The sequence below is a fragment of the Sphingomonas sp. genome, from assembly GCF_019635515.1.
Taxonomy (GTDB): Bacteria; Pseudomonadota; Alphaproteobacteria; order Sphingomonadales; family Sphingomonadaceae; genus Sphingomonas.
This window is the reverse complement of the sequence record NZ_JAHBZI010000002.1, coordinates 1078380-1102267: the sequence shown is the minus strand read 5'-3', so window position 1 is coordinate 1102267 and position 23888 is coordinate 1078380. Positions and strand designations below refer to the sequence as shown.

29 protein-coding genes are annotated in these 23888 nt (G+C 66.6%); 13 read left to right on the top strand and 16 right to left on the bottom strand.

The features are described 5' to 3' along the window. The first annotated feature begins 97 nt into the window (after window positions 1-97). Window positions 98-607: a GNAT family N-acetyltransferase gene (locus KF730_RS17750; protein ID WP_294099855.1), complete on the top strand. Its 510-nt coding sequence runs from the start codon at window positions 98-100 to the stop codon at window positions 605-607. On the opposite strand, the gene glmS is transcribed toward KF730_RS17750, so the two are convergent. The 7 genes from glmS to KF730_RS17715 all read right to left on the bottom strand — a co-directional run bounded on the left by glmS (window position 594) and on the right by KF730_RS17715 (window position 6991). After that, on the bottom strand, window positions 594-2417 hold the full coding sequence (gene glmS, locus KF730_RS17745) for a glutamine--fructose-6-phosphate transaminase (isomerizing) (RefSeq protein ID WP_294099853.1): 1824 nt from the start codon (window positions 2415-2417) through the stop codon (window positions 594-596). The two genes, KF730_RS17750 and glmS, sit on opposite strands and share 14 nt — an antisense overlap. A gap of 28 nt (window positions 2418-2445) precedes the next feature. Beyond that, window positions 2446-2847, bottom strand: coding sequence for a hypothetical protein (locus KF730_RS17740; protein ID WP_294099851.1), 402 nt, complete (start codon window positions 2845-2847; stop codon window positions 2446-2448). Continuing rightward, complete coding sequence (gene glmU / locus KF730_RS17735; protein ID WP_294099850.1) at window positions 2847-4202, bottom strand: bifunctional UDP-N-acetylglucosamine diphosphorylase/glucosamine-1-phosphate N-acetyltransferase GlmU; 1356 nt, start codon at window positions 4200-4202, stop codon at window positions 2847-2849. The genes KF730_RS17740 and glmU overlap by 1 nt, the downstream gene beginning before the upstream one ends. Before the next feature lie 109 nt (window positions 4203-4311). Then, window positions 4312-5307, bottom strand: a complete 996-nt coding sequence (locus KF730_RS17730) for a nucleotidyltransferase family protein (protein ID WP_294099849.1) — start codon at window positions 5305-5307, stop codon at window positions 4312-4314. Further along, entirely contained in the window at window positions 5304-6149 is an 846-nt protein-coding gene (locus KF730_RS17725; RefSeq protein ID WP_294099846.1) for an HprK-related kinase A, read from the bottom strand. Before KF730_RS17725 ends, KF730_RS17730 begins: the two co-directional genes overlap by 4 nt. Then, window positions 6146-6427, bottom strand: a complete 282-nt coding sequence (locus tag KF730_RS17720; protein ID WP_294099844.1) for an HPr-rel-A system PqqD family peptide chaperone — start codon at window positions 6425-6427, stop codon at window positions 6146-6148. Before KF730_RS17720 ends, KF730_RS17725 begins: the two co-directional genes overlap by 4 nt. Window positions 6428-6595: 168 nt before the next feature. Further along, a complete protein-coding gene (locus KF730_RS17715) occupies window positions 6596-6991 on the bottom strand; it encodes a hypothetical protein (RefSeq protein WP_294099842.1) in 396 nt (131 codons plus the stop codon). Between the two features lie 69 nt (window positions 6992-7060). On the opposite strand from KF730_RS17715, the gene KF730_RS17710 reads away from it, so the two are divergent. From KF730_RS17710 to KF730_RS17680, 7 genes are all read left to right on the top strand, one after another. Beyond that, a complete protein-coding gene (locus KF730_RS17710; RefSeq protein WP_294099840.1) occupies window positions 7061-8095 on the top strand; it encodes an ATP-binding protein in 1035 nt (344 codons plus the stop codon). 25 nt (window positions 8096-8120) lie between these two features. Next, entirely contained in the window at window positions 8121-8813 is a 693-nt protein-coding gene (phoU, locus tag KF730_RS17705; RefSeq protein WP_294099838.1) for a phosphate signaling complex protein PhoU, read from the top strand. Then, window positions 8813-9505, top strand: a complete 693-nt coding sequence (gene phoB, locus KF730_RS17700) for a phosphate regulon transcriptional regulator PhoB (RefSeq protein ID WP_294099836.1) — start codon at window positions 8813-8815, stop codon at window positions 9503-9505. Before phoU ends, phoB begins: the two co-directional genes overlap by 1 nt. 112 nt (window positions 9506-9617) lie before the next feature. Then, a complete protein-coding gene (locus KF730_RS17695; protein ID WP_294099835.1) occupies window positions 9618-9914 on the top strand; it encodes a hypothetical protein in 297 nt (98 codons plus the stop codon). A gap of 103 nt (window positions 9915-10017) precedes the next feature. After that, window positions 10018-10404 (top strand): hypothetical protein, encoded by a 387-nt coding sequence (locus KF730_RS17690; protein ID WP_294099834.1) that lies wholly within the window; start codon window positions 10018-10020, stop codon window positions 10402-10404. A gap of 54 nt (window positions 10405-10458) precedes the next feature. Next, a complete protein-coding gene (locus KF730_RS17685) occupies window positions 10459-11352 on the top strand; it encodes an SDR family NAD(P)-dependent oxidoreductase (RefSeq protein WP_294099833.1) in 894 nt (297 codons plus the stop codon). Window positions 11353-11433: 81 nt separating this feature from the next. Next, window positions 11434-12561, top strand: coding sequence for a hypothetical protein (locus KF730_RS17680; RefSeq protein WP_294099831.1), 1128 nt, complete (start codon window positions 11434-11436; stop codon window positions 12559-12561). Window positions 12562-12703: 142 nt separating this feature from the next. Here KF730_RS17680 and KF730_RS17675 read toward each other — a convergent pair whose 3' ends face one another. Together KF730_RS17675 and epsC are read right to left on the bottom strand one after the other, a co-directional pair. After that, the gene (locus KF730_RS17675) at window positions 12704-13042 is read right to left on the bottom strand and encodes a DUF2794 domain-containing protein (RefSeq protein ID WP_294099829.1); all 339 of its coding nucleotides are present in this window, start codon (window positions 13040-13042) and stop codon (window positions 12704-12706) included. A 153-nt stretch (window positions 13043-13195) separates the two neighbouring features. Next, on the bottom strand, window positions 13196-13876 hold the full coding sequence (epsC, locus tag KF730_RS17670) for a serine O-acetyltransferase EpsC (RefSeq protein WP_294099827.1): 681 nt from the start codon (window positions 13874-13876) through the stop codon (window positions 13196-13198). Between the two features lie 155 nt (window positions 13877-14031). On the opposite strand from epsC, the gene KF730_RS17665 reads away from it, so the two are divergent. Next, entirely contained in the window at window positions 14032-14793 is a 762-nt protein-coding gene (locus tag KF730_RS17665; RefSeq protein ID WP_294099825.1) for a sulfite exporter TauE/SafE family protein, read from the top strand. Between the two features lie 39 nt (window positions 14794-14832). On the opposite strand, the gene KF730_RS17660 is transcribed toward KF730_RS17665, so the two are convergent. Together KF730_RS17660 and KF730_RS17655 are read right to left on the bottom strand one after the other, a co-directional pair. Next, on the bottom strand, window positions 14833-15354 hold the full coding sequence (locus KF730_RS17660) for a carboxymuconolactone decarboxylase family protein (protein ID WP_294099823.1): 522 nt from the start codon (window positions 15352-15354) through the stop codon (window positions 14833-14835). Window positions 15355-15469: 115 nt separating this feature from the next. Beyond that, a complete protein-coding gene (locus KF730_RS17655) occupies window positions 15470-16015 on the bottom strand; it encodes a peroxiredoxin (RefSeq protein WP_294099821.1) in 546 nt (181 codons plus the stop codon). Between the two features lie 131 nt (window positions 16016-16146). Here KF730_RS17655 and KF730_RS17650 point away from each other — a divergent pair, with 131 nt between their 5' ends. Further along, window positions 16147-17043, top strand: a complete 897-nt coding sequence (locus KF730_RS17650; protein WP_294099819.1) for a hydrogen peroxide-inducible genes activator — start codon at window positions 16147-16149, stop codon at window positions 17041-17043. A 12-nt stretch (window positions 17044-17055) separates the two neighbouring features. Here KF730_RS17650 and KF730_RS17645 read toward each other — a convergent pair whose 3' ends face one another. From KF730_RS17645 to pgsA, 3 genes are read right to left on the bottom strand one after another with little or no spacing between them, the layout of a single operon-like run. Continuing rightward, window positions 17056-17493, bottom strand: coding sequence for a molybdenum cofactor biosynthesis protein MoaE (locus tag KF730_RS17645; protein WP_294099817.1), 438 nt, complete (start codon window positions 17491-17493; stop codon window positions 17056-17058). Beyond that, window positions 17490-17741, bottom strand: coding sequence for a molybdopterin converting factor subunit 1 (gene moaD, locus KF730_RS17640; protein WP_294099815.1), 252 nt, complete (start codon window positions 17739-17741; stop codon window positions 17490-17492). The genes KF730_RS17645 and moaD overlap by 4 nt, the downstream gene beginning before the upstream one ends. Beyond that, on the bottom strand, window positions 17741-18295 hold the full coding sequence (pgsA, locus tag KF730_RS17635) for a CDP-diacylglycerol--glycerol-3-phosphate 3-phosphatidyltransferase (RefSeq protein WP_294099814.1): 555 nt from the start codon (window positions 18293-18295) through the stop codon (window positions 17741-17743). The genes moaD and pgsA overlap by 1 nt, the downstream gene beginning before the upstream one ends. A gap of 129 nt (window positions 18296-18424) precedes the next feature. Between pgsA and KF730_RS17630 the strand changes: the two genes are divergently transcribed. After that, window positions 18425-19717: an MFS transporter gene (locus KF730_RS17630; protein WP_294099812.1), complete on the top strand. Its 1293-nt coding sequence runs from the start codon at window positions 18425-18427 to the stop codon at window positions 19715-19717. On the opposite strand, the gene KF730_RS17625 is transcribed toward KF730_RS17630, so the two are convergent. Next, window positions 19714-19881: a hypothetical protein gene (locus tag KF730_RS17625; protein ID WP_294099810.1), complete on the bottom strand. Its 168-nt coding sequence runs from the start codon at window positions 19879-19881 to the stop codon at window positions 19714-19716. The genes KF730_RS17630 and KF730_RS17625 overlap by 4 nt on opposite strands. A 143-nt stretch (window positions 19882-20024) precedes the next feature. Between KF730_RS17625 and KF730_RS17620 the strand changes: the two genes are divergently transcribed. Then, entirely contained in the window at window positions 20025-21608 is a 1584-nt protein-coding gene (locus tag KF730_RS17620; protein WP_294099809.1) for a family 43 glycosylhydrolase, read from the top strand. Window positions 21609-21762: 154 nt separating this feature from the next. Here the strand turns inward: KF730_RS17620 and KF730_RS17615 are convergent, their stop codons facing one another. Continuing rightward, complete coding sequence (locus KF730_RS17615) at window positions 21763-22770, bottom strand: LacI family DNA-binding transcriptional regulator (protein ID WP_294099808.1); 1008 nt, start codon at window positions 22768-22770, stop codon at window positions 21763-21765. 68 nt (window positions 22771-22838) lie between these two features. Here KF730_RS17615 and KF730_RS17610 point away from each other — a divergent pair, with 68 nt between their 5' ends. Further along, window positions 22839-23642: a kinase gene (locus KF730_RS17610; protein WP_294099806.1), complete on the top strand. Its 804-nt coding sequence runs from the start codon at window positions 22839-22841 to the stop codon at window positions 23640-23642. Window positions 23643-23888 lie beyond the last annotated feature (246 nt).

Genomic DNA, 23888 nt, shown 5'->3' with positions numbered 1-23888 from the left:
ACTTGATTCTGGCAAGGATCCAGCAGCGATGGCGGCTTCCCACTCCCTACCCGATTTTCCGGCTTCGGCGCGGGCAATTCCGGCGCTTTCGGACGGATTGGCGGCATCGGCGATCACGCTGCGGCCCGCGCATCGCGACGACATGCCATTTCTGAGCCAGCTTTACGCCGGGATGCGCGCGCCCGAATTTATCGGAATGCCTTGGTCGGCGCAGGAAAGAATCGGGTTTTGCGACAGCCAGTTCGCGCTCCAACACGCACATTATCTACGGCACTCGCCGCGAAGCGACTTCTGGATCGTCGAACAGGCTGGCGTTCCCATCGGACGCCTCTATGCCGAGCGGCGGCGCAAAACCTGGCGACTCCTCGACATGATCCTGGCGGTGGAAGCGCAGGGGCGCGGCATTGGCTCGGCGCTGATCGAATGGGCCCAGGCAAGCGCCGTTGCGGCTGGCGCGGAGTCGGTGGGGCTGTCGGTCGCGATCAACAATCCGCGCGCGCAGGCGCTCTACCAGCGCACCGGCTTCGTCGCATGCGGCGACAACGGCCCCATGCACATCGCGATGGAGTGGCGCCCCGGTGCCGCCGAAGCGGCTATTCGACGGTGACCGACTTCGCCAGATTGCGCGGCTGATCGACATCGGTGCCCTTGGCGACCGCCACGTGATAGGCAAGCAACTGTACCGGCACGGCATAGACCAGAGGCGCGATCAGCGGGTGGACGCTGGGCATCTCGATCGTCGCCACCGCATCCTCGCCAGCCTGCGCCAGACCCTCGGCATCGGAGATCAAGACCACGCGCGCGCCGCGGGCCTTGGCCTCCTGCATGTTCGACACGGTCTTGTCGAACAGCGGGCCAGAGGGCGCGAGCACGATCAGGGGAACCGAATCGTCGATCAGCGCGATCGGCCCGTGCTTCATCTCGCCCGAGGCATAGCCTTCGGCGTGGATATAGCTGATCTCCTTGAGCTTGAGCGCCCCTTCGAGCGCCAGCGGATAATCGGGGCCACGGCCGAGATAGAGCACGTCGCGCGCTTCGGCGATCGTCCCGGCCATCGCCTTGATCTCGTCGTCATGGCTGAGCGCGGCGTTGATCGCAGCGGGCGCCTCGATCAGGTGGCGGACGATCTCGCGCTCCTCGCTAGGCGGCAACAGTCCTTTAGCGCGAGCAAGATTGACCGACAGCGCGGCCATCACGCTGAGCTGGCAGGTGAACGCCTTGGTCGATGCGACGCCGATCTCGGGGCCGGCATGCGTCGACAGCAACAGATCGACTTCGCGCGCCATTGAGCTGGTCGGCACGTTGATGATGCCCGCGGTAGTGACGCCGTTCGCCTTCATGTGGCGCAGGGCCGCAAGCGTGTCGGCGGTCTCGCCCGACTGGCTGACCACCACGCCCAGCGTGTGCGGCGGCAGGATCGGATCGCGGTACCGAAATTCGCTGGCGACATCGACCTCGACCGGCAGCCGGGCAAAGCGCTCGATCCAGTATTTGCCGATCATCCCGACATAGCTGGCGGTGCCGCAGGCGACGATGGTGACGCGCTCGATCTTCGACAGATCGAAATCCATATTGGGCATGGCGACCATCTGCTCGACCGGGCGGATGTACGATTGCAGCGTCTGGGCGACGACCACCGGCTGCTCGTAGATTTCCTTGAGCATGAAATGCGGGTGGTTGCCCTTGTCGATCGCTTCGGCGGTCGCGCCCGACTGGACGATCGGGCGCGCGACCGGATTGTTGCCCCGGTCGAAAACTTCGACGCCCAAGCGCGTGACGATCGCCCAATCGCCCTCTTCGAGATAGGCGATCCGCTGGGTCAGCGGCGCCAGCGCGTGCGCATCCGAGCCGAGATAATTCTCGCCCTCGCCATAGCCGACCGTCAGCGGCGCGCCGAGACGCCCGCAGATCAGCATGTCGGGCTCGTTGCGGAACAGGAAAGCGACCGCGAACGCGCCGTGCAGGCGGGGCAGCACATTGGCGACGGCATCGCGCGGGCTGGCGCCCCGCTTCAGCTCGCGATCGACCAGATGCGCGACGACTTCGGTATCGGTCTGACTCTTGAATTCGCGGCCCTCGGCGATCAGTTCGTCGCGCAGCGGCTTGAAATTCTCGATGATGCCGTTGTGGACGATGGTGACGTCGCCGACGATATGCGGATGGGCATTGTCCTCGGTCGGCGCGCCGTGCGTCGCCCAGCGGGTATGGGCGATGCCGATATGGCCCGGCAGCGGTTTCTCGGCGAGGCGTGCGCCGAGGTTGAGCAGCTTGCCCTCGGCGCGGCGGCGGTCGATCTCGCCATCGTGTAGCGTCGCGATGCCGGCAGAATCATAGCCGCGATATTCGAGCCGCTTGAGCCCGTCGAACAGCCGCTGCGCGACGTCCCGGTTGCCGACAATGCCTACGATTCCGCACATAAACCCTGCTGTCCTTCAAACCGGCCGATCAGCCGATGATTTCGATCTGGTCGCCGCTCTCGACGTTAATCCGCGTCTGGAAATGCTTGCCGCCCGCCACGGGCACGCGGCGCGCGACCCCCTTCACGCGGATGCGCTTGTCCTTGAACACCGCGTCGGGCTCACCGCCCAGCTTCAGGAACGCATTGCGCGCCGCGGGCTGGATCACGATCGCGAGATTGCCGGCGTCGCGGTAATCGGTGGCCGAGTTGAGATAATAGACAAAGCCGCTCGCGCCGGTGGAAGCAACGTGCATCTCGAACACGCCCGCCACATCCGCGCCTCCCGCCGCCGCTGCGACCGCCTGCGCCGGCGTCATCACCGCGGTCTGCGCCAGCGCCGGCGCCACGCTAACGATCGCGATCAGAGCCGCGCCAACCATGCCTCGCATCATTTCCGCTCCTTCTTGCGCGCCGTCATCATCTCGCGGAAGCGATGCGCCCAGCCGGGCTTCGCTTCCTGCGTCGCGCGGGTGATCCCGAGCGCGCCCGCTTCGATGTCTCGCGTCACCACCGATCCCGCCGCGACGATCGCGCCGTCGCCGATCCTGACCGGCGCGACCAGCGCGCTGTTCGATCCGATGAAGGCACCGTGGCCGATGACGGTCTCGTATTTGAAGAAGCCGTCATAATTGCAGGTGATCGTGCCGGCGCCGATATTGGCCCCCGCCCCCACCTTGGCATCGCCCAGATAGGTCAGATGATTGGCCTTGGCGCCGGGGCCGAGCACGGCCTTCTTCATCTCGACGAAATTGCCGACCTTCGCGCCTTGCTCCATCACCGCGCCGGGGCGGAGACGCGCATAGGGGCCGACCTCGCCGCCGCGCATCACCGTCGCGCCCTCGATATGGCTGAAGGCATGGATCGTTACGCCGTCGGCGATATCGACGCCGGGGCCGAAAAACACATTGGGCTCGATCAGCACGTCCCGACCGATTTTCGTGTCGTGCGCGAACCAGACCGTCTCGGGCGCGATCAGCGTCGCGCCATCGGCCATCGCCCGGGCGCGGCGCGCGCGCTGCCAGACCAGCTCGGCACCCGCGAGTTCGGCGCGGCTGTTGATCCCCAGCACCTCCGCCTCCGGCGCCTCGATCACCACCGAGCGGTCCATATCGTTGAGCGCGAGCATGACGATGTCGGGCAGGTAATATTCGCCCGCGGCATTGCCGTTCTCGACGCGCTCGAGCAGCGGCCAGAGATCGCTGGCCCGCACCGCCATCACCCCCGAATTGCACAGCCGCTCGTTGCGCTGCGCGGGAGTCGCGTCCTTATATTCGACCATCGCCAGGATACGCGTATCGCTGTCGGCGATGACGCGGCCATAAGCGGCCGGGTCCTCGGGCCGGAAGCCGAGCACCACGATCTTGGGATGGTCGTGGTGATCGAGCCGCTCGACCATCCGCATCACGGTTTCGGTGCGCAGGAACGGCACGTCGCCGAAGCAGATCACCGCGACCCCGTCGAAATCGGCGAGCGCCGCCTTGGCCTGCAGCGCGGCATGGGCGGTACCAAGCTGGTCCTCCTGCACGACGGTGCGCACGCCCAGCGGCGCGACGGCGGCCTCGACCTGCTCGCGCAGCGATCCCACCACCACGACGCGCTCGCTCGCCCCCGCGGCGTCGAAACTGTCGATCAGATGCAGCAGCATCGGCCGCCCCGCGATCGGGTGCAGCACCTTGTGCGTATCGGATTTCATCCGCGTGCCCTTGCCGGCGGCAAGGATGATCGCGGCGATGGCATGCGTCATGAAGGCCCCTCTTGGCGACGCGGTTACGCCGATAGTCTTGCCATTTCCATAGCGTTACCCGGCGGGAACCGAAAAATCCCCCGCACCGGCCCGGGCTCGGCCTTGCCGATCAGGGCGCATGACCCTTGCGCCACTTGGTCCACAGATGCCGCGCGAGCATCGCCGGCGGCATCCGCAGCCAGTGCGAGCGGATGTAGAAGGCCAGCCGGGTCAGCTTGCGCGTCGGGCGGCCCCAGCCATCGCGCGCGGTGAGCCGGCGCAGATAGAGGCTGTCGCCCCAGCCGCCGGTCGTGCCCGCGAGCGGCTCGGGGCCGTAGAGCGCCTGCGACAGGCGGATGGCGCGGGTGACGTGCCCGGCGAGGCCATGCTGATCGGCGCGCGCCTCCAGCCCCTCGGTGCCGAACTGCTCCACCAGGCAATGCACGTCCCACAGGTTGCGCATTCCCCCGGCGAGATCGCCATCGGCGAACAGATGCGCGGCGGCATGGCAGAGCATATCGTTGGGGCTGAGGACCTGCATGCCGTTTTCGAGCGGGCGCGCGGCGGCGAGCAGCGCATCGGCATCGGGCGTTACCCGGGCGGTCAGCGGCAGGATCGTGTGGTGGACGTCGATCATCCGGTCGCGCTCGCGGTGGATCAACGGCGGCAGCTCGTGCATCCACCGCCGGTAATAGGCGTCGTCATAGGGATCGGGCTTGACCCATTCCCAGCCCGCCGCGAGCAGCCGCACCTCGGCCTCCCCGATCAGGTCGCGTGGCACGAGGATGTCGAGATCGCCGATCGAGCGGCCCCTGCCCGCCTCGAGCCCGGCGGCGGCGAAGGCGGTGCCCTTGAGCAATACGAGCGGGATATCGCCGAGCGCGCGGCGCGCCATCTCGGCTTCCCAAAGCGCGGCGGTGCGGCCCTGCTCGGCCGAGGCGATGGCATCGCGGACGATGCGCCTGGCGTCCTCCGGCATCGGCAGGCCATGGATGCGAAGCGCCAGCGTTCCGATCAGTTGCTCGGCGCGGGCCACGGCGAACAGCGTGGTCCATTCCTGCGGGCCGAGGCCCTTCGCCGAGGCCGGATCGCGCAGCGTGCGGGCGAGGAGCAGCGCCGGGTTCATGCCAGGCGCTCGACCATGGCGAGCGCGGTTTCGGTGTCGGGATAGTCGATCGCGTGCGACGGCACGCTGGCGACCAGCCGGGTCAGCGCCTCGAAGCCGCGCTCGGCGAGGTTGACATAATTGGTCGAGGCCTGGGTCAGCCTGACAAACGCCTCGCTGGGCGGGACCGGGCGCTCGGCGGGCGCGAAGCCGAAGCGCGGAAACAGGATCAACGCGGGCGCCGCTGGTTCGGCCATCGCCGCGATGGCGCGGGCATCGGGCACGATGTGGCGGAGCGTACCCTTGGGCGTCCCCTCCAGCAGCGGCCCGAACCGCGCGCCCGGGAGCAGCGCCTCGGCTACGGGAATCGCTTCGTTCTTGAGGCTGATCAGCCGCGGAAAGGCGTGCGCCATGCCGGTGGCGGGGTCTACAAGCACGAACTCGTCGCCCATCAGCCGCCAGCCGCGCGCCATCAGCAAAGCCGCCAGCGTCGATTTGCCCGCGCCCGAAATGCCGGTCATCAGCACCGCGCGCCCGTCGCGTTCGACACCCGAGGCGTGGAGCAGCAGATAGCCGCGCTGCCCCAGCGCCATTTGCAGGTTCATGCCCATCTCGGCGGCGAGCAGCCCCTGGGCGAGCGGCAGCGGCGCCGCGTCGGGAATCACGAAATCGCCGCCGATATGCACCGACGGGCGCAGATATTTGCGCCATGGCCGCGCCGCGAACAGATGGACGTTGAAATCCGGAACCTCGGGCCGGGGATAGTCGCGGTAGAGATCGTCGAGCGCCGCGACAGGCGCGCGCCAATCGCTGCCGATACGAAAGCCGACAGGGCCGATGCGAAGGCTGGTGACATGCCTCACGGCCGGAGCTCTTCCAGGCGCTCTATCAATCCGGCGGCGGCAAGCTCGTCGAGCCGGACGGCGAGCGCCAGGGGATCGGCATCGAGCAGGTCATATTCCGCCGCCAGTCTGGCCAGCAGCGCGTCCACGTCGAGCGGCTCGCTCAGCGCCGCGAGGATCTCCGGCACCGGCGCATCGACGACATGGGTGATGCCGGAAGCGCGGTGATAGATCAGGGTCAGCGCATCGAGCGGGACGACGCGAAGGGCGGCCGGGAGCGCGGCGCGATAGCGGGTCATGAGGCGGCACCCGCCGTATTCGTCACCCCGGACCTGTTCCGGGGTCCACCAAGCAGCGAGTGTAGCTTGATGGGCTCCAGCGCATCGAGCGCGGCAAGGCGGGGCCCGGAACAAGTCCGGGGTGACAGGAAGGAATTCACTGCGAGCAAATAGGCCGCGCCCACGGCTTCAGCCGCGCGGCATCTGCAGCGATGCGAAGCAGGTGAAGCCGCTGGTGCCCGATTGCAGCCGGCGGATGTAATTGGTGTAGGCGCGGCTCTGCTCATAGGGCACGCCGGGCAGGGTTCCGCCGCTCAGCGCGCGCTTCACATCCTGAGCCTTGTAGGTGCCGCCTGGCGGAAACGCGCCGGCGGTGCCGGCGGGTACGAGCTTGCCTTCGGCATCGATGAAGCTGCCGGCACGGGCCGGATCGGGCACGGGAATCTGGCAGTTGATCACCGACGCGCTGGTCTGCGCGAGCGCGGGCCTGATCGAGACGATCGCGGAGGCGCTGGCCGCACCGAGCATCAGCGCGCGGCGGCTGGACTTGGGCAGTTTCGGCGCTTCGGGTGGTTCGTCGCTCATGACCCATTGTCCTGCGCCTGATGCCCTTTCGCAATCGTAAATCGCGCGACGCTCCGCTAGGGCGTCGCAATGCTCCCCGCCGAAGCCCTTTCCGACGTCACCCGCATCCATGACGTGCTCGAGACGGTGCCGCAGCCGATGCTGATCATGGCCGAGGGTCGCGTCCTCGCCGCCAACCGCGCCGCGCGCGAGTTGCTCGGTCAGCATATTCTCGGCGAGGACATCCGCCTCGCGATCCGTCATCCCGCCGCCGCCGAACAGTTGCGCGACCCCGCGCCCGCCAACCCCGACGTGCCGGTCCATCTTGTCGGCCTCGGCACCCGCGATCAGCGCTGGGAGATGCGGATCCGCGATGCCGGCGATTGGCGGGTCGTCCATCTCACCGACCGCACCGAAAGCCATGCCGCCGAGCGGATGCGGGTGAATTTCGTCGCCAATGCCAGTCACGAGCTGCGCACGCCGCTGGCGTCGATCCTCGGCTATGTCGAAACCCTGCGCGAAGGCGCCGCCGAGGATCCAGCCACCGCCGAGCGCTTTCTCAAGACCGTCCACGACGAAGCGCAGCGTATGCAGCGGCTGGTCGATGATCTCATCTCGCTGAGCCGGATCGAGGCGGACCAATACAGCGCACCCGACATGGCCGTCGATCTCGCCGCGCTGATCGACGAAGTCCGCCGCGAACTCACTGCCGGGCAATCGCAGCGGGGAGCCGATCTCGTCACCGAGCTGGAAGCGTTGCCCGCCGTCCGCGGCGACCGCGCCCAGCTTTCGCAGCTGCTCCACAATATCGTCGGCAACGCCATGAAATATGGGCGCGCCGGCACCCCGATCACGATCCGCGCCCAGCCCGCCGGCGGCATGGTCCGGATCGCGGTCAGCGATCATAGTGAGGGCATTCCCGCGACCCATATTCCGCGCCTTACCGAGCGCTTCTATCGCGTCGACGAAGGGCGCAGCCGGGTGAGCGGCACCGGCCTCGGTCTGGCGATCGTCAAGCATATCGTCGAGCGCCATCGCGGCCAGCTCGACATCGCCAGCACGGTCGGCGAAGGCACCACGGTCACGGTGCTGCTCCCGGCCAAGCCCGCTGTCATAAAGTGGTAACGATGGTCCGCGAGAGGCGAGAAACATGGCGACCCGCTTTCATCACGACATGACCCCGCTCGATCGCGAAATCGGCGAGGTGCGCGCCCAGATCAGCCAGATGGGCGGCCTCGCCGAACAGGCGATCCACGATGCGATGAAGGCGCTGCAGCGCAACGACACCGATCTCGCCGAGGAAGTCCGCAAGAAGGACAAGACGATCGACGCCATCGAATCCGGCGTCGAGCGGCTGGCGCTCGGCGTGATCACCTCCGGCACGGCATCGCCGGAAGATCTCCGCGAGATGGTCGGCGCGCTCAAGATCGCCGCGGTGATCGAGCGGATCGGCGACTATGCCAAGAATATCGCCAAGCGCGTGCGCCTGATCCATGGTGACGACCGCATCGAAGCGGTGTCGCTGCTGCCGGCGATGGCGCAGCTTGCCGGCGACATGGTCCATGACGTGCTCGACGCTTTCGCCGCGCGCGACCCCGCCGCCGCGATCGCGGTTTGGGAGCGCGACCGCGTGCTCGACGATTTCTACGAATCGATCTTCCGTACGCTTGTCACCTTCATGGTCGAAAATCCGCGTACCGTCGGCCAGGTCTCGCACCTGCTGTTCGTCGCCAAGAATATCGAGCGGATCGGCGATCACGCGACCAACGTCGCCGAGATGGTCTATTTCGCCGCGACCGGCGATTATCTCGCCGACCGCGAAACCGGCGCGAGTGCCGGCTGATGGCCCGGGCGCGGATGCTGCTGGTCGAGGATGACGCCTCGCTCGCCGAGCTGCTCAGCTATCACTTCAAGCGCGAGGACTTCGACGTCCGCCACACCCCGGACGGGGAAGAGGCGCTGATGCTGGCCAAGGAAGCCGCGCCCGATATCGTGCTGCTCGACTGGATGGTCGAAGGGATTTCGGGGATCGAGGTCTGCCGGCGCCTGCGCCGCATGCCTGAAACCGCCAACGTTCCGATCATCATGCTCACCGCCCGTGGCGAGGAAGAGGATCGCGTCCGCGGGCTTGAGACCGGCGCCGACGATTACGTCACCAAGCCCTTCTCCCCGCGCGAGCTGGTCGCCCGCGTCGGCGCGGTGCTGCGCCGCGTGCGCCCGGCGCTGGCCGGGGAAACGCTGACCTACGCCGATATCGAAATGGACACGGTCGGGCATAAGGTCCGCCGCGGCGGCGAGGTCGTGTCTCTGGGCCCGACCGAGTTCCGCCTGCTCAAGCATTTCCTCGAACATCCCGGCCATGTCTTCTCGCGCGAGCGGCTGCTCGACAGCGTCTGGGGTCATGACAGCGATATCGAGAGCCGCACCGTCGATGTGCACATTCGCCGCCTGCGCAAGGCGATCAATCTCGGCGACAAGCCCGATATCATCCGCACCGTCCGTTCGGCGGGCTACGCGCTGGATAGCGGGAACTGACTTCCTCAAGCCCCTTCTCTTCAGGGGAAGGGCTCAGAAGGGAAACAACCCTGCCTTCCCGCGTTCCCCTGACCGGAGCGAGACCAATCGCTCCCGATCCAGGAGACTCCAAATGAAGCTCATTGCCTTGGCGGCAGCCCTTGCCTTTAGCGGCAGCGCGATTGCGCAGAACGCGCCGCAGACCTCGGCGCAAAAGGCGGAATCGCCGACCAATAATGGCGCAAGCCAGCTCGGCGGCTATGCGCCCACCGCGCCCTTGTTCAGCGGCACCCCTACCCCCGGCGCGACCGTGGTGTTCGTCCCCAACACCCAGACGCCGACCGAGGCTTTCCCGCCCCCGCCGCCCAAGGCCAGCTATCCGGTCTGCAAGCGCGGCCAGTTCGACGGCTGCACGCAACGCGGCGGCTGATCGGGCAGGGCGCCCCCGTAACGAGACCGAGCGTGCCGGGCGATGCGACGCCCGGCGCGCCCGTGCGTTCGTTCGCCTGACTCCAACCATGAAAGTCGAGCGAATGAAATTCATGATCCTGGCCGCCGCGATCGCGGTCGGCGGCACCGCGATCGCGCAGGACGTTCCGGCGACGCAGACGGCGCCCGCACCCCAGACCGTGCCGGCCGCTCCCCCCGCACCGGCGACGCCGCCTGCCCCGGAAGCCCCTGCGGCCCCTGAAGCCCCCGTCGTTCCCGAAGCACCGCCGGCACCCGAAGCACCGCCAGCCCCCGAAGCTCCGGCCGCGCCAGAGGCGATGGCCGCGCCCGCCGCTCCGGCGTCTCCGCAAACCACCTATGTCGCACCCCCGCCCGCACCCGCCGCCGCGCCGATGCCGTCGGATCCGGCAAGCTATCCGCCTTGCTCGCGCAAGGTCACCGATCATTGCCGCCAGCGCGGCGGGCATTGATCCTTTCGCCATGACGTCTAGGGATGCGCTCCTGACTTCAGTGGAGCGCATCCCATGACCATTTCCTTCCAAGACCGCGTCGCGATCGTCACCGGCGCCGGCGGCGGCCTCGGCCGCGCCTATGCGCTCGAACTCGCCCGTCGCGGCGCCAGGGTGGTGGTCAACGATCTCGGCGGCGCGCGCGACGGCACCGGCCATTCCGACGCCGCGCTCAAGGTCGTCGAAGAGATCGAGGCGCTCGGCGGCGAGGCCTTTTCGAACGGCGGCAGCGTCACCGAATATGACCAGATGGTCGCGATGGTCGAGCAGGCCAGGGAGCGCTGGGGCCGGATCGATATCCTGATCAACAATGCCGGCGTGCTGCGCGACAAGAGCTTCGTGAAGATGGAGCCGGCGGATTTCCGCTTCGTCGTCGATGTCCATCTCAACGGCTCGGCCAATTGCACCAAGGCGGTGTGGGAAACGATGCGCGAGCAGAATTACGGGCGTATCCTGATGACCGCGTCCTCGACCGGTCTCTATGGCAATTTCGGCCAGGCGAATTACGGCGCGGCGAAGCTCGGTCTCGCCGGTCTTACCAAGACGCTCCACCTCGAAGGCGCGAAATACGGCATCCGGGTCAACACCATCGCGCCGGTCGCCGGCACGCGCATGACCGAGGACATCTTCCCCGAGGAAGCCTTCAAGGCCTTCGCCCCCGAGAATGTCGCCCCCGCCGCGCTGTATCTGGTCAGCGAGGACGCGCCGACCAACATGATCATCGGTGCCGGTGCCGGCGTGGTCCACGCCGCCTATGTGACGATGACTCCCGGCACGAAACTCACCGAGCCGACCGTCGAGGCGGTCGCGGCGCAATGGGCCGAGATCACCGACCGCACCGGCGAGATCGTCCCCAATTCGGGCGCCGAGCAATCGATGCGGATCATGGCGTTGCTGCAGAAAGGCTGAGGTGCCCCGTCCGGAAACGGACAGCGTATTGCCTTGATAATACACTCATGCTATCCACCTCCGCACAGGAGGAGGATTGCCATGTACAGCGAAACAGATCTCGCGAACGCGGTGGAGGCCGGGGTGCTTACCCCCGAGGCCGCCGACGCGTTTCGCAACCATGTCGCGGAGGGCCGATCGGCTCCCGCCGTCGATGAGGAGCATTTCCGCCTCCTCACCGGTTTCAACGACATCTTCGTCTCGATCGCCGCGGCGCTAATCCTGGTCGCTGTGGCCTGGATCGGCTTGTATATCGGCTCGAAGGCGATGGGCGCCGATCACAGCTTCGAAGGCCCGCGTCAGGTCGGCGCCTCGATCGCCGTCGCGGGGGGCGCGGTGGCGATCACGAGCTGGCTGCTTGCCGAATATTTCACCCGCCAGCGCCGCATGGCGCTGCCCAGCATCCTGCTGCTGCTCGCCTTTGTCGGTGGCACCGGCGCCGCGGTCACCGCCGTGTTCGTCGCCAATGTGCCGTGGCTCGCCGAGCAGTTCGGCATCGCCATGAACGATCAGCCCGCGATGGAGCGCCTCGCCGCCGGCATCACCGCCATCGCCGGTGTGCTCACCGCCGCCGCCGCCTGGGTGCATTGGCGCCGCTTCATGGTGCCGATCACGGTCGCCGCCGGCACGCTTTCGGTGGTCGGCGTCGTGGTCGCGGTCATCCTCACGCTGATCCCGAGCGCGCGCGACATGGTCAACCCGATCCTGCTCGCCGCAGGCGTGCTGGTGTTCCTGTTCGCGATGCGTTGGGACATGAGCGACCGCGAGCGCCGCACCCGCCGCAGCGACGTCGCCTTCTGGCTGCACCTCGCCGCCGCGCCGCTGATCGCGCACCCGGTATTCCACATGCTCGGCGTGTTCGACGGCGATATCTCGGTGCCGATGGCCGGCATCGTGCTGCTGCTCTACATCGCCTTCGCCTTCGTGGCGCTGGCGGTGGACCGCCGCGCGCTGCTCGTATCGAGCCTCGTCTACGTGCTGTGGGCGATGTACGCGCTGTTCCAGCAATCGGGCGCGGTCGAGCTGGCCGCGGCGTTGACCGCGCTGGTGATCGGCTCGGCACTGCTGACGCTCTCGGCCTTCTGGCAGCCGATGCGCCGCTCGGTGGTCGGGTTGCTCGGCGGACTCGAAAGCCGCCTGCCGCCGACGCAGCAGGTCGTCGCGGCCTGAGCGTAAAGTCTCTCTCCCGACGGGAGAGGGAGGGAGCAGCGAAGCTGCGGAAGGGTGAGGGCAGGATAAAGGTCTGCCCTCACGCTTCCCACTCGCTGCGCGAGCTGGCCCCTTCCCTCCCCCAAATGGGAGAAGGAGCTGTCTACTCCCCGACCAGCTTCATCAGCCGCCGCTCGACCGGCGCCAGCACGGGCCCCAGTTCGTGCCCGCGCTTGAGGATCATCCCGCTCTCATTGACCAGCGCCCACATGCCCTGGCGGTTGCGCAGCGCCGGGCGCTTCTCGATCCGATATTCGGGCCGTTCGGCGGCGCGGCGAAAGGCGGCGAACACCGCGGCGTCGTTATCGAACTGGATCGCATAATCCCGCCAATGCCCCGCCGCGACCATCCTGCCGTAGAGATCGAGGATGCGGGTAAGCTCGAGGCGCTCGAAGCCGACTTGCGACGGCTTCCCTAGAGGGAGCGGCGTTACCGTCCCCACGCTGCGCCACCCCAAATCGTCACCCCGGACTTGTTCCGGGGTTCACCGCGCCGCGAGCGGTGCCGCGAAAGCCGTTGGTCTCCGCGCCTGCCGCCCGGTGTATCCCGGAACAAGTCCGGGATGACGGAGAGGGAAAGAAACCGCGCCGGCGCCTTACGCACGGTCGCGACGATCCTCGCGTTCGGCAAGCAACTCGTCCAGCCGCTTGCGCATCGTCTCCAGCTCGCAGCGCATGATCTCGAGCTTCTGCGTCGCCGGATCGAACATCTCGCTGCACGGCGTGCCATAGGGCACGAATTCGGGCTGAGAGATCCGCGATTCGATCAGCGTCGCCTTGGCCGGAATACCGACCATGGTCGCGCCGGGCACGACATCCTTGGTGACCACCGCATTGGCGCCGATCCGCGCCCGCTCGCCGACCGTGATCGGGCCCAGCACCTGCGCGCCCGATCCGATGATGACGCCGTCCAGGATCGTCGGGTGGCGCTTGCCGGCCACGCCATTGTCGGGGCTCGTGCCCCCCAGCGTCACGCACTGGTAGATCGTCACATCGTTGCCGATCACAGCGGTCTCGCCGATCACGACGAAGCCATGGTCGATGAAGAAGTTGCGGCCGATCACCGCGCCCGGGTGGATGTCGATCGCGGTCAGCCAGCGCGACCAATGGTTGACCAGCCGGGCAAGGAAGAACCAGCGCGCCTGGAACAGACGGTGCGCGATGCGGTGATAGCCGGCCGCCCACACGCCCGGATACAGCAGGATTTCGGCGCGGCTGCGCGGAGCGGGATCGCGCGCGCGGATCGAATCGAGATACGCATTCAGACGACGGAACATGGCCGGGTTCCCCTTTGCCATGACCATCTAGTGCATGACCGGTCCGATTTCCAGCACGCCCCCGCCCGGGCTTGTCCCGTCTAAACACTATGTATCTTGTTGGATTTGGGCGGGCACGGCATGGCAATGATCCAACAAGGGAGACCAAGGCGCGGATGATTTTCGGTATCGACCTGGCCGACTTGCTCCCGTTCATCCTGGTCGGGTTCGCCGCGCAGGCCGTGGACGGCGCGCTGGGCATGGCCTTTGGCGTGATCAACAGCACCTTGCTGGTCAGCTTCCTCGGCGTGCCGCCTGCCAATGCCTCGGCAATGGTCCACGCCGTCGAGACTTTCACCACCGCCGCTTCGGGCGCGAGCCATACGCTGCATCGCAACGTCAACTGGAAACTGTTCCGGCGGCTGGTGATTCCGGGCGTGATCGGCGGCGTGCTCGGCGCCTATGTGCTGAGCTCGATCGACGCCTCGGTCGCCAAGCCCTTCGTCATGACCTATCTCGCCGCGATCGGCGTGTATCTGCTGTATCGCGCGTGGCGCGGCAGCGTGGAGCCGCGCGAACCCAAGATCATCGAGCCGCTGGGGCTGGCCGGCGGCTTTCTCGACGCGGCGGGCGGCGGTGGCTGGGGTCCGGTGGTGACCAGCAACCTGCTCGTCCAGGGCGCCAGCCCGCGCGAGACGATCGGCACCGTCAACACCGCCGAGTTCTTCCTGACCGCGACGATCTCCGCGACCTTCATCGCCACGCTCGGCTGGGCGGCTTTCACCTTCCAGACCCTCGGCATCCTGATCGGCGGCCTCATCGCGGCGCCAACCGGCGGATGGCTCGCCAAGCACGTGCCGGCGCGGCCGCTGATGGGCATGGTCGGCGGACTGTTGACGGTCACCAGCGCGTACACGATCTGGAACGCGCTCCATTGAGATTTTCCGGTCCCCGCCGTTCAGGCGGGACCGGAGAAATCAGGCCACCGCGGCGTGCACCGTCGCGGCGGCCTTGATCACCGCGCCATAGCGCACCGCGTCCTGGATCACCTGGGCCGGCACGGCATGCTGCTTGAGCACCTTCTCATGCGCGTCGATGCACATGCCGCAGCCGTTCATCGCCGAGACCGCGAGGCTGAACAGCTCGAAATCGGCCTTGTCGATACCCGGCGCGCCGATCGCGTTCATCCGCAGCCGCGCCGGCATGTTGAGATACTCCTTGTTCCCGGCGAGGTGGGTGAAGCGGTAATAGACATTGTTCATCGCCATCACCGCGGCGGCGGCGCGGGCGGCATTGGCGGCCTCGTCACTGAGCTTGCCGGCGACTTCGGCTTCGGCGGCATCGACGATCGGCTTGTGTCCAGTGCCATGCGCGCAGGCGAGGATCAGGCCGTATTTGCGCTGGTCGCCCAGCGTCTGGTCATTGACGAGGCCGCCGACGTTGAGGCGGATGTCCTTGGCGAAATCGGGAAGGGCTTCGGCGAAGGTCTTGAGCGACATGTCTGTCTCCAGTCAGACAGAAGGCACCATGCCCGGGGGAGCATGATGCCTTCTGAGGGGTGGCGCGGGGCACAGGAGGGGGAGGAGGCCCCGCGCCGGGGGGCTTTCGAGTGGCTTAAGCGGCCGGGCGAAGGACGTCGTCGCCCTTGTTCCAGTTGCACGGGCACAGCTCGTCGCTCTGCAGCGCGTCCAGCACGCGAAGCGTTTCCTGCGGATTGCGGCCGACGTTGAGGCCGTTGACCTGCACCGCCTGGATCACATTGTCCGGATCGACGGTGAAGGTCGCGCGGAACGCGACATGCTCGTTGGCGTCGACGATGCCGAGCGCGTTGGCGAGCACCGCGCCGTTATCGGCGAGCCACGGGAAATCCGCGGCTTCGAGGTCCGGATCCGACTTGCGCCAGGCGAGATGGACGTGCGCGGTGTCGGTCGAAGCGCCGATCAGCACGGTATCGCGGTCGCCGAAATCGCCCTTCAGGCCGGCATAGCCGACGATCTCGGTCGGGCAGACGAAGGTGAAATCCTTCGGCCAGTAGAACACGACCTTCCACTTACCCGGAAAGGCGGTGGTCAGGTCGAGCGTCTCACCTGCCGGGAGCGCGGCGACGCCCTGCTGTACGGGAACGGCAATCGAGGGGAATTTGTCGCCAACGGTCAGCATTGCGGGTATCTCCGATAAGAATTTTGCGTTGCAGCACAAGTCTGCTGCGCTGCGATATAGGGAGCGCCGCTGAGCGTTCAAATCGTTTATTCTCTGGTCATTGATCGATTAAAGCGATAAGTCCGCCGGCGATGACGACCTACCTGCCCACGCTCAAACAGCTCCAATATCTCGTGGCGCTCAACGACGCCGGACATTTCGGCCGCGCGGCGGAAAGCTGCTTCGTCACCCAGTCCACTCTCTCCGCCGGCATTCGCGAACTCGAGACGCTGATCGGCGTGGTTCTGGTCGAGCGCACCCGGCGCGTGGTGCGCTTCACGCCGCTCGGCGAGCGCATCGTCGAGAAGGCGCGGCGCGTGCTGCGCGAGGCCGATGAACTGGGGGATCTCGCCCGCGCCGCTGGACGGCCCTTGTCGGGCGATATGCGGATGAGCGTGATCCCGACGATCGCGCCGTTCCTGCTCCCGCGTATCCTGCCGCGGCTGCGCAAGGATTATCCCGACCTCAAGCTCTATCTGCGCGAGGAAACCAGCGGCCAGGCCTGCGAGGGCCTCCATCACGGCCGCACCGATTGCGTGCTGCTCGCCCTCCCCTATGCCTGTGGCGATGTCGAGACCGCGCCGCTGTTCGACGACCGCCTGTTCGTCGCCTTTCGCGACGGCGAGATGGACCCGACGCCGACGATTCGCCCGGCGATGATCGACGAGACCCGGCTGCTGATGCTCGAGGACGGGCATTGCCTGAAGGATCATGCCCTCTCCGCCTGCAACCGCCCCGAAATGCGTGCCGAGGCGACGATGATGGGCACCTCGCTGCACACCATGGTGCAGATGGTCGATAATGGCCTCGGCGTGACGATGCTGCCCGAAATGGCGGTCGATGCCGGCATCCTCGACCATACCGACGTCACCGCGCGTCCGCTCGAAGCCGAGAACGCGGTGCGGCGGATCGCCCTGGTCTGGCGCCGCGCCTCGCCGCGCGAAAAGGACTTCCGGTTGTTGGCGGGGGTGCTGGGCGAGGCGGCCTAGCCTTCTACTTGGTCAGGACCACCGCTCCGCCGCTGCCGAATCGCTGTCCCGCGCTTCGACCCACGCCGCACCGCCTCCGCGCTGCTCGCGCTTCCAGAACGGCGCATCAGTCTTCAGCCGGTCGATCAGATAGGCGCAGGCGTCGAGCGCCTCGCGGCGGTGGTGCGCCGCCGTGCCGACGAACACGATCCGCTCGCCCGGCGCCATCCGCCCGACACGGTGGACGATGGTGACGCCCAGCAGGCTCCAGCGCGCGGTCGCCGCCTCGGCAAGGTCGCAGAGCGCGGCTTCGGTCATGCCCGGATAATGTTCGAGCTCCAGCCCGGTGACGCCGCCCGCACCGCGCACAACCCCCGTGAAGCTCGCCACCGCTCCCGCCCCGCGCTCTTCCAGCGCCGCCAGCTCCTGCGACAGCTCGATCGGCGCGCTATCGACCGAGACGCGGATCATCCCCCGGTCACCGGCGGAAAGATCGCGACTTCCTTCGCCCCGTCCAGCAGGGCGTCGAGCGGCACGAATTTCTGGTCGATCGCCGCGCGCAGCTTCGCCGGCTCGCGCATCGCCTCGGCATGGCCCGGGCTGCGCGTTGCCAGCCAGCCGATCAGATCGGCGACGTTGCGCACCGCCTCGGGCGGATCGACATGCTCATGCCCCACGCCCACGCGCTCGCGCACCCAGGCGAAGTACAAAAGCTCCATCAGCTATCCATATGCTTCAGGCCGACGCGAAGATAATCCCAGCCGGTCACCAGCGTCAGCACCGCCGCGCCCCACAGGAACACCAGCCCGGCCTGCAGCACCCACAGCCATTCGGGCGTCGCCCGAGAGAAGATCAGGAAGCCGAGCGCGCCGAGCTGCAGCGTCGTCTTCCACTTGGCGAGCCGCGACACCGGCACCGAGACCTGAATCCCGCCCAGAAACTCGCGCAGCCCCGAAACCGCGATCTCGCGCGCCAGGATCACCAGCGCCGCGATCAGATGCCAGTCGACGATCACCTGCTTGCCGACAAGGATCAGGATCACCGTGGCCACCATGATCTTGTCGGCGATCGGATCGAGGAACACCCCCAGCTTCGAGACCGTGCCCTGCGCCCGCGCGACATAGCCGTCGAAATAATCGGTCACGCCCATCAGCGCGTAGATCACCCATGCGATCAGATAGCCTTGCGGCCAATCCGGCCACCACAGGAACAGCGCGAGCAGCGGCAGCGCGAGGATACGCGACAGCGTCAATATGTTCGGCAGCGTCCACATCGAAGCATGACCTTAGCACCGCGCCGCACGGCGCGGGAGGGGAATTTCCGTTGCCCGTTAACGATGCGCTCGGCTATGCCGTTCCGGCAAGTTCGGCGGTTTTCCGTCTGTTCAGAGGATGGGAAACGCATGATCGGTTCGGTCGGACTCTTGAAGACGCGCCGGTTTCTGCCGCTGTTCGTCACCCAGTTCCTCGGCGCCTTCAACGACAATCTGTTCAAGAACGCGATGATCTTCTTCGCGACCTATCAGATCTTCAATTCGGTCGAATCCGAAACCCAGTTCAGCGCGGTCGCGCAGGGGCTGTTCATCCTCCCCTTCTTCCTGTTCTCGGCGATGGCCGGGCAATTGGCCGACAGCTACGACAAGGCCCGCATCATGCGGATCATCAAGATGGCCGAAGTGCTGATCATGCTGATCGGCGCGGCGGGCATCCTGATCAAGAGCCTGCCGCTGATGCTGGTCGCCCTGGTCGGCATGGGCATCCACTCCACCTTTTTCGGCCCGATCAAATACGCGATCATCCCGCAGCACATGGCCGAGGACGAAGTGCTCGGCGGCACCGGGCTGGTCGAGGCCGGCACCTATATCGCCATCCTGTGCGGCACCATCGCCGGCGGCGTGATCAGCCCGACGGCGGCGGCGGTCGGAGTCATCGTCGTCGCCTGCATAGGCTATCTGTCGTCGCGAAACATCCCCGCGGCACCGCCCTCGACCAAGCTCAAGCTCGACTGGAACGTGTTCCGCTCCTCCTATCAGCTGATCGCCGCGACCACCCATATCCGCCGCGTCTGGCTGGCGATCATCGCCATCAGCACCTTCTGGACGATCGCCGCGGTGCTCGGGGTGCTGTTCCCGCCGCTCGTCAAGAACACCTTCCATGCCCAGAAGGACGTGGCGAGCATCTTCCTCGGCATCTTCTCGATCGGCATCGCCATCGGTTCGCTGGTGATCAACCGCCTGCTCAAGGGGCAGGTCTCGGCGCGCTATTCGATGGTCTCGGTGCTGGCGATGGCGCTGTTCGTGGTCGAATTCTATCTCGCCGCGGAATTCTGGCCGGTCAGCGATGGTCCGCTGATCAAGATGCATGAGTTCGTGACGATGCCCGCCGGCTGGCACCTGCTATTCTCGCTGATCATGATCGCGATCACCGGCGGCATGTTCGTGGTGCCGCTCTATGCCTTTCTCACCACCACCGTCGACCGGTCGCAGACCTCGCGCACGGTCGCGGCGAACAACATCGTCAACTCGGCCTTCATGGTCGGCGGCTCGGTCGGCATCCTGGCGCTGACCACCGTGCCCGGCGTCAGCGTCGAGAATTCGATCCTCGTGATTGTCGTCCTGTGTCTGCTCTCGGCGATCTGCGCGCGGCGGCTCCATCAGGCCGAGGGCGAAGCGCAAGGCGTGGAAACGCTGCCTTAAAAGATAAACGTCGTGAAGCAGACGAAGAAGGCGCTGAAGCTCACCGCGAACAGCTTCCAGTCGCTGTCGTCGCGCGCCTTCTGATTGGCGCGGGCAACCCGGCGCGCATAGTTGCGAAAAGGGTGGCGGCGGGCATGGCCCTCGATGACAAGTGCGCGTTCCATGCCTGGAGTTAACAACTTGTTTACGAATTCCGCCAGCGTGATCCATGGTTAACCGGTGTGCGCGTTCGGGACGGGATTTGCTTGAGATTAAAGGTTAATTCTGCCGGGCTTGCCTGGCGTCATGGCTCAGGTAAACCGGTGTCATGAAGGTCACTCGCCGCACCGCGCTCCGTTCGACTCTGGGCCCTGCGTTCGCCGCCGGCCTTCCCCTCCCCGCGCTGTCCGCTGGCGCCGCCCCCGAATGGAAGCGCGGGCTCGACAATCAGCGCAAGGCCGATCTCGGCGACGGCCGCTTCCTCAATCCGCTGATGGCCGGCGACCATCCCGATCCGTCGATCCTCAAGGACGGGCGCGATTACTACATGACCTTCTCGACCTTCGATTCCTATCCCGGCCTGATCCTCTGGCATTCGCGCGATCTGGTGAACTGGCAGCCCATCGGCCCGGCGCTGAGCCGGAATATCGGCTCGGTCTGGGCGCCCGAGCTCTGCAAGCACAAGGGCCGCTTCTATCTCTACATTCCGGTCAAGGCCTCGCCCAACACCATCCATGTGATCTGGGCCGACCGGATCGAAGGGCCATGGAGCGAGCCGGTCGATCTCAAGCTTCCCAATCATATCGATCCCGGCCATGCGGTCGATGAGAAGGGCAAGCGCTGGCTGTTCCTCTCGGGCGGCGATCGGGTGCCGCTCAGCGACGACGGCCTCAGCCGCACGGGTGAGCCCGAACATGTCTATGATCCATGGCGCTATCCCGACGATTGGGATGTCGAAGGCTTCTCGCCGGAAGGCCCCAAGGTGCTGCGCCATGGCGGCTATTATTATCTGATCACCGCCGTCGGCGGCACGGCGGGGCCGCCCACCGGGCATATGGTGATCGCCGCCCGCTCGAAGTCGCTGGCCGGGCCCTGGGAAGACCATCCCGGCAATCCGATCGTCCGCACCACCTCGCTTGCCGAGAAATGGTGGTCGCGCGGCCACGCCACACTGGTCGAGGGTCCGGACGGCAGCTGGTGGTCGGTCTATCATGGCTTCGAGAATGGCTATTGGACGCTCGGGCGCCAGACCCTGCTCGATCCGGTCGAATGGAGCGCCGATGGCTGGTTCCGCATGACCGGCGGCGATCTCTCGCAACCGATCGCAAGCCCCGGGGGCGGGCAAGCTTTGCCCCACGGCATCGCCCTGTCCGACGATTTCGCGACGCTCGAACTCGGCACCCGCTGGAATTTCTTCAAGCCCGCGCCCGATGAGCGTTCCCGCGTCCGCGTTGCGGACAACGCGTTGCTGCTCGACGCCAGCGGTATGGCCCCGGGCTCCGGCGCGCCGCTGCTGCTGGTCGCCGGCGATCAGGCCTATCGGTTCGAATGCGATATCGAGATCGAGGAAGGCGGCGTCGCCGGGCTGCTGCTCTTCTATGACGAAAAACTCTATTGCGGCCTCGGCTTCGACGAGACCCGCTTCGTCACCCATCAATATGGCATCGAGCGTGGCCGCCCCGCCAGTCCTTATGGTCGCAGGCTGCGCATGCGCGTCACCAACAACCGCCACATCGTCTCCTATCATACCAGCGGCGATGGCGGCGCGACGTGGCGACGTTTCGATCGCGGGATGGAAGTCTCGGGCTACCACCACAATGTCCGCGGCGGCTTCCTGATGCTCAGGCCCGGCCTCTATTCGGCGGGCAGGGGCACCGCGCGGTTCAGGGACTTCCGCTTCCGGGCGCTCTAGGCTTGCAATGTAGGATTTGGCTTGCTTCGGTCAGTGGCCCGGACCCTTCCCGGCCGCTCTTTGAAATCCTGAATATCGCCGCCTGGATACGAATGTTGAGTCCCCCGAAAAAGACTAAACTTCCTCAACATTCGCGGCGCGGGATTGGCAGGCATCAGCCCTTCGGCGCAGGCCCGGTCGACTTGCGCACGATCAGCTCATGCTCCAGCGAAACCTGTGTCTCGCCGCTGCCGCCGAGCAGCAGCTCGACCGCGGCATCGGCCAGTTCGCGCACCGGCTGGCGGATCGTGGTCAGCGGCGGCCACACCGCCTGCGCCAGATCCGAATCGTCGAACCCCGCGATCGACAGCGCGCCCGGCACATCGATGTCGAGTTCGTGCGCCACCGCCAGCGCGCCCGCCGCCATATCGTCATTGCCCGCGAAGATCGCGGTCGGGCGCGGGCTGAGCTCGAGCAACGCCCGAGTCGCCTCGCCGCCCGAGCGGAAGCTGTAATCGCCGGCGACGACCAGCCGGGGGTCAAAGGCGATGCCATGCGCCGCCAGTTCCTGGCGATATCCTTCCAGGCGGTCGCTCGACGAGACATGGGTCTCGGGCCCGCGGATGAAGGCGATGGCGCGGTGGCCGAGATCGATCAGGTGCCGGGTCAGCGCCCGTGCGGCGGCGACGTCGTCCATCGTCGATGCCATGCCGCTATCCTTGCGCACGCCGGGCGCGATACGGACATAGGGCAGCCCCCGCCGATCGAGCGCGTCGAGCAGCGCCGGCGCCTCGGTCACCGGCGGCGACAGGATCAGCCCGTCGAGATGCGCCTCGTCGATCAGCGCCAGCACGTTCGAGGCGAGATCGTCCGACAGCACATCGACGGGCTGGAGCAGCAGGCGATAGCCGAGCGCGGAGCAGCGCTGCTGCGCACCGGTCTGGACGTGATAGACATAATAGGGGCTGGGATTGTCATAGAGCAAAGCCACCTGGAACGAGCGCCGCCCGGCCAGCGTCCGCGCCGCGTGGCTTGGACGGAAATTGAGCCGCTGCACGACTTCCTCGACGCGGCGGCGCGTTTCCTCGCTGACATGCTTCTCGTTGTTGAGCACCCGGCTCACGGTCTTGAACGAGACCCCCGCGATCTTCGAGACTTCCTTGATCGTCGGACGGCTGGACATGGCGTTTCCCGGCGGGGCGTGGAGAAGGCGGCCCCGGAACTTGGTGCATATTTGACAGCGCTTACCCCATGCAAGCACTGATGTGCGCCAGCATGGCCGATACCGCTCCCAGCATCGCGGACCTGATCGCCGCGCAATTGCCCGAGCGTGGCGCACGGCGCCCGTTCGTCCTGGGCATCGCCGGCGCGCAAGGCAGCGGCAAGTCGACCGTGGCGCGCGAACTCGCCATCCGCCTCGGTTGCCCGGTACTGTCGCTCGATGACCTCTATCTGGACGGCGCGGCGCGGCGGACGCTGGCGGCGGAGGTCCACCCGCTGCTCGCCACCCGCGGCGTGCCCGGTACCCACGACCCAGCACGGGGACTGCGGGTGATCGAGGCGCTGGCCAAGCCGGAAACCACCCTCCTTCCCCGCTTCGACAAGGCCCGCGACGAACCCGCTCCGCCCGAGCCATGGCAGGGTCCGGCGAACATCGTCATCCTCGAAGGCTGGTGCCTCGGTGCGCGGCCGCAGCCCGAGGACGAACTGGTGAAACCGCTCAACGCGCTAGAAGCCGAGCGCGATCCGGACGGCATTTGGCGCCACTGGGTCAACGCCCGGCTAGCGAACTACCGCGCCCTGTTCGAACGAATCGACCTGCTCGTCTTCCTCGCCGCGCCGGATTTCGAGATCGTGGGTAAGTGGCGCGCCGAGCAGGAACACGCCCTGAAGCGCGCGCGGGGCGAAGACGCGGGCATGAGCGCCACCGAGCTGGCGACCTTCATCCAGCACTATCAACGCCTGACCGAACATATGCTGCGGCACGGACGCGAATGGGCGGACATGACCATCGCGCTAAATGCCAAGCGGCGGGCCGTCGGTGTTTCGCGATAAAGGAAGGGGGAAATGGGTGGAGGCGAGGAATTTCGCCTTTTCTTCCAAGCCACTGTTTCCAATAGCTGAATCTCATATTTTCTAACGTGGTACGGGTTTGCGATTCCCCCCCGCTGTTCGCACGTATCCGCGCAAGTGCGCACGGAAATTAGGCGGCAAACCGCGCTGATAGGATTTGCTTCGAACCGGGGTCGCACGGCGCGGATCATTCCCTTTGTGAAACACGAATACTGACTGAACCGACTG

Bases quoted from the DNA above. Each gene is read 5' to 3' on its own strand.
- glmS (WP_294099853.1), bottom strand. From the start codon at position 2,417: ATGTGCGGAATCGTAGGCATTGTCGGCAACCGGGACGTCGCGCAGCGG.
- KF730_RS17740 (WP_294099851.1), bottom strand. From the start codon at position 2,847: ATGCGAGGCATGGTTGGCGCGGCTCTGATCGCGATCGTTAGCGTGGCG.
- glmU (WP_294099850.1), bottom strand. From the start codon at position 4,202: ATGACGCATGCCATCGCCGCGATCATCCTTGCCGCCGGCAAGGGCACG.
- KF730_RS17730 (WP_294099849.1), bottom strand. From the start codon at position 5,307: ATGAACCCGGCGCTGCTCCTCGCCCGCACGCTGCGCGATCCGGCCTCG.
- KF730_RS17720 (WP_294099844.1), bottom strand. From the start codon at position 6,427: ATGACCCGCTATCGCGCCGCGCTCCCGGCCGCCCTTCGCGTCGTCCCG.
- KF730_RS17715 (WP_294099842.1), bottom strand. From the start codon at position 6,991: ATGAGCGACGAACCACCCGAAGCGCCGAAACTGCCCAAGTCCAGCCGC.
- KF730_RS17710 (WP_294099840.1), top strand. From the start codon at position 7,061: ATGCTCCCCGCCGAAGCCCTTTCCGACGTCACCCGCATCCATGACGTG.
- phoU (WP_294099838.1), top strand. From the start codon at position 8,121: ATGGCGACCCGCTTTCATCACGACATGACCCCGCTCGATCGCGAAATC.
- phoB (WP_294099836.1), top strand. From the start codon at position 8,813: ATGGCCCGGGCGCGGATGCTGCTGGTCGAGGATGACGCCTCGCTCGCC.
- KF730_RS17695 (WP_294099835.1), top strand. From the start codon at position 9,618: ATGAAGCTCATTGCCTTGGCGGCAGCCCTTGCCTTTAGCGGCAGCGCG.
- KF730_RS17690 (WP_294099834.1), top strand. From the start codon at position 10,018: ATGAAATTCATGATCCTGGCCGCCGCGATCGCGGTCGGCGGCACCGCG.
- KF730_RS17685 (WP_294099833.1), top strand. From the start codon at position 10,459: ATGACCATTTCCTTCCAAGACCGCGTCGCGATCGTCACCGGCGCCGGC.
- KF730_RS17680 (WP_294099831.1), top strand. From the start codon at position 11,434: ATGTACAGCGAAACAGATCTCGCGAACGCGGTGGAGGCCGGGGTGCTT.
- epsC (WP_294099827.1), bottom strand. From the start codon at position 13,876: ATGTTCCGTCGTCTGAATGCGTATCTCGATTCGATCCGCGCGCGCGAT.
- KF730_RS17665 (WP_294099825.1), top strand. From the start codon at position 14,032: ATGATTTTCGGTATCGACCTGGCCGACTTGCTCCCGTTCATCCTGGTC.
- KF730_RS17660 (WP_294099823.1), bottom strand. From the start codon at position 15,354: ATGTCGCTCAAGACCTTCGCCGAAGCCCTTCCCGATTTCGCCAAGGAC.
- KF730_RS17655 (WP_294099821.1), bottom strand. From the start codon at position 16,015: ATGCTGACCGTTGGCGACAAATTCCCCTCGATTGCCGTTCCCGTACAG.
- KF730_RS17650 (WP_294099819.1), top strand. From the start codon at position 16,147: ATGACGACCTACCTGCCCACGCTCAAACAGCTCCAATATCTCGTGGCG.
- KF730_RS17645 (WP_294099817.1), bottom strand. From the start codon at position 17,493: ATGATCCGCGTCTCGGTCGATAGCGCGCCGATCGAGCTGTCGCAGGAG.
- moaD (WP_294099815.1), bottom strand. From the start codon at position 17,741: ATGGAGCTTTTGTACTTCGCCTGGGTGCGCGAGCGCGTGGGCGTGGGG.
- pgsA (WP_294099814.1), bottom strand. From the start codon at position 18,295: ATGTGGACGCTGCCGAACATATTGACGCTGTCGCGTATCCTCGCGCTG.
- KF730_RS17630 (WP_294099812.1), top strand. From the start codon at position 18,425: ATGATCGGTTCGGTCGGACTCTTGAAGACGCGCCGGTTTCTGCCGCTG.
- KF730_RS17625 (WP_294099810.1), bottom strand. From the start codon at position 19,881: ATGGAACGCGCACTTGTCATCGAGGGCCATGCCCGCCGCCACCCTTTT.
- KF730_RS17620 (WP_294099809.1), top strand. From the start codon at position 20,025: ATGAAGGTCACTCGCCGCACCGCGCTCCGTTCGACTCTGGGCCCTGCG.
- KF730_RS17615 (WP_294099808.1), bottom strand. From the start codon at position 22,770: ATGTCCAGCCGTCCGACGATCAAGGAAGTCTCGAAGATCGCGGGGGTC.
- KF730_RS17610 (WP_294099806.1), top strand. From the start codon at position 22,839: ATGCAAGCACTGATGTGCGCCAGCATGGCCGATACCGCTCCCAGCATC.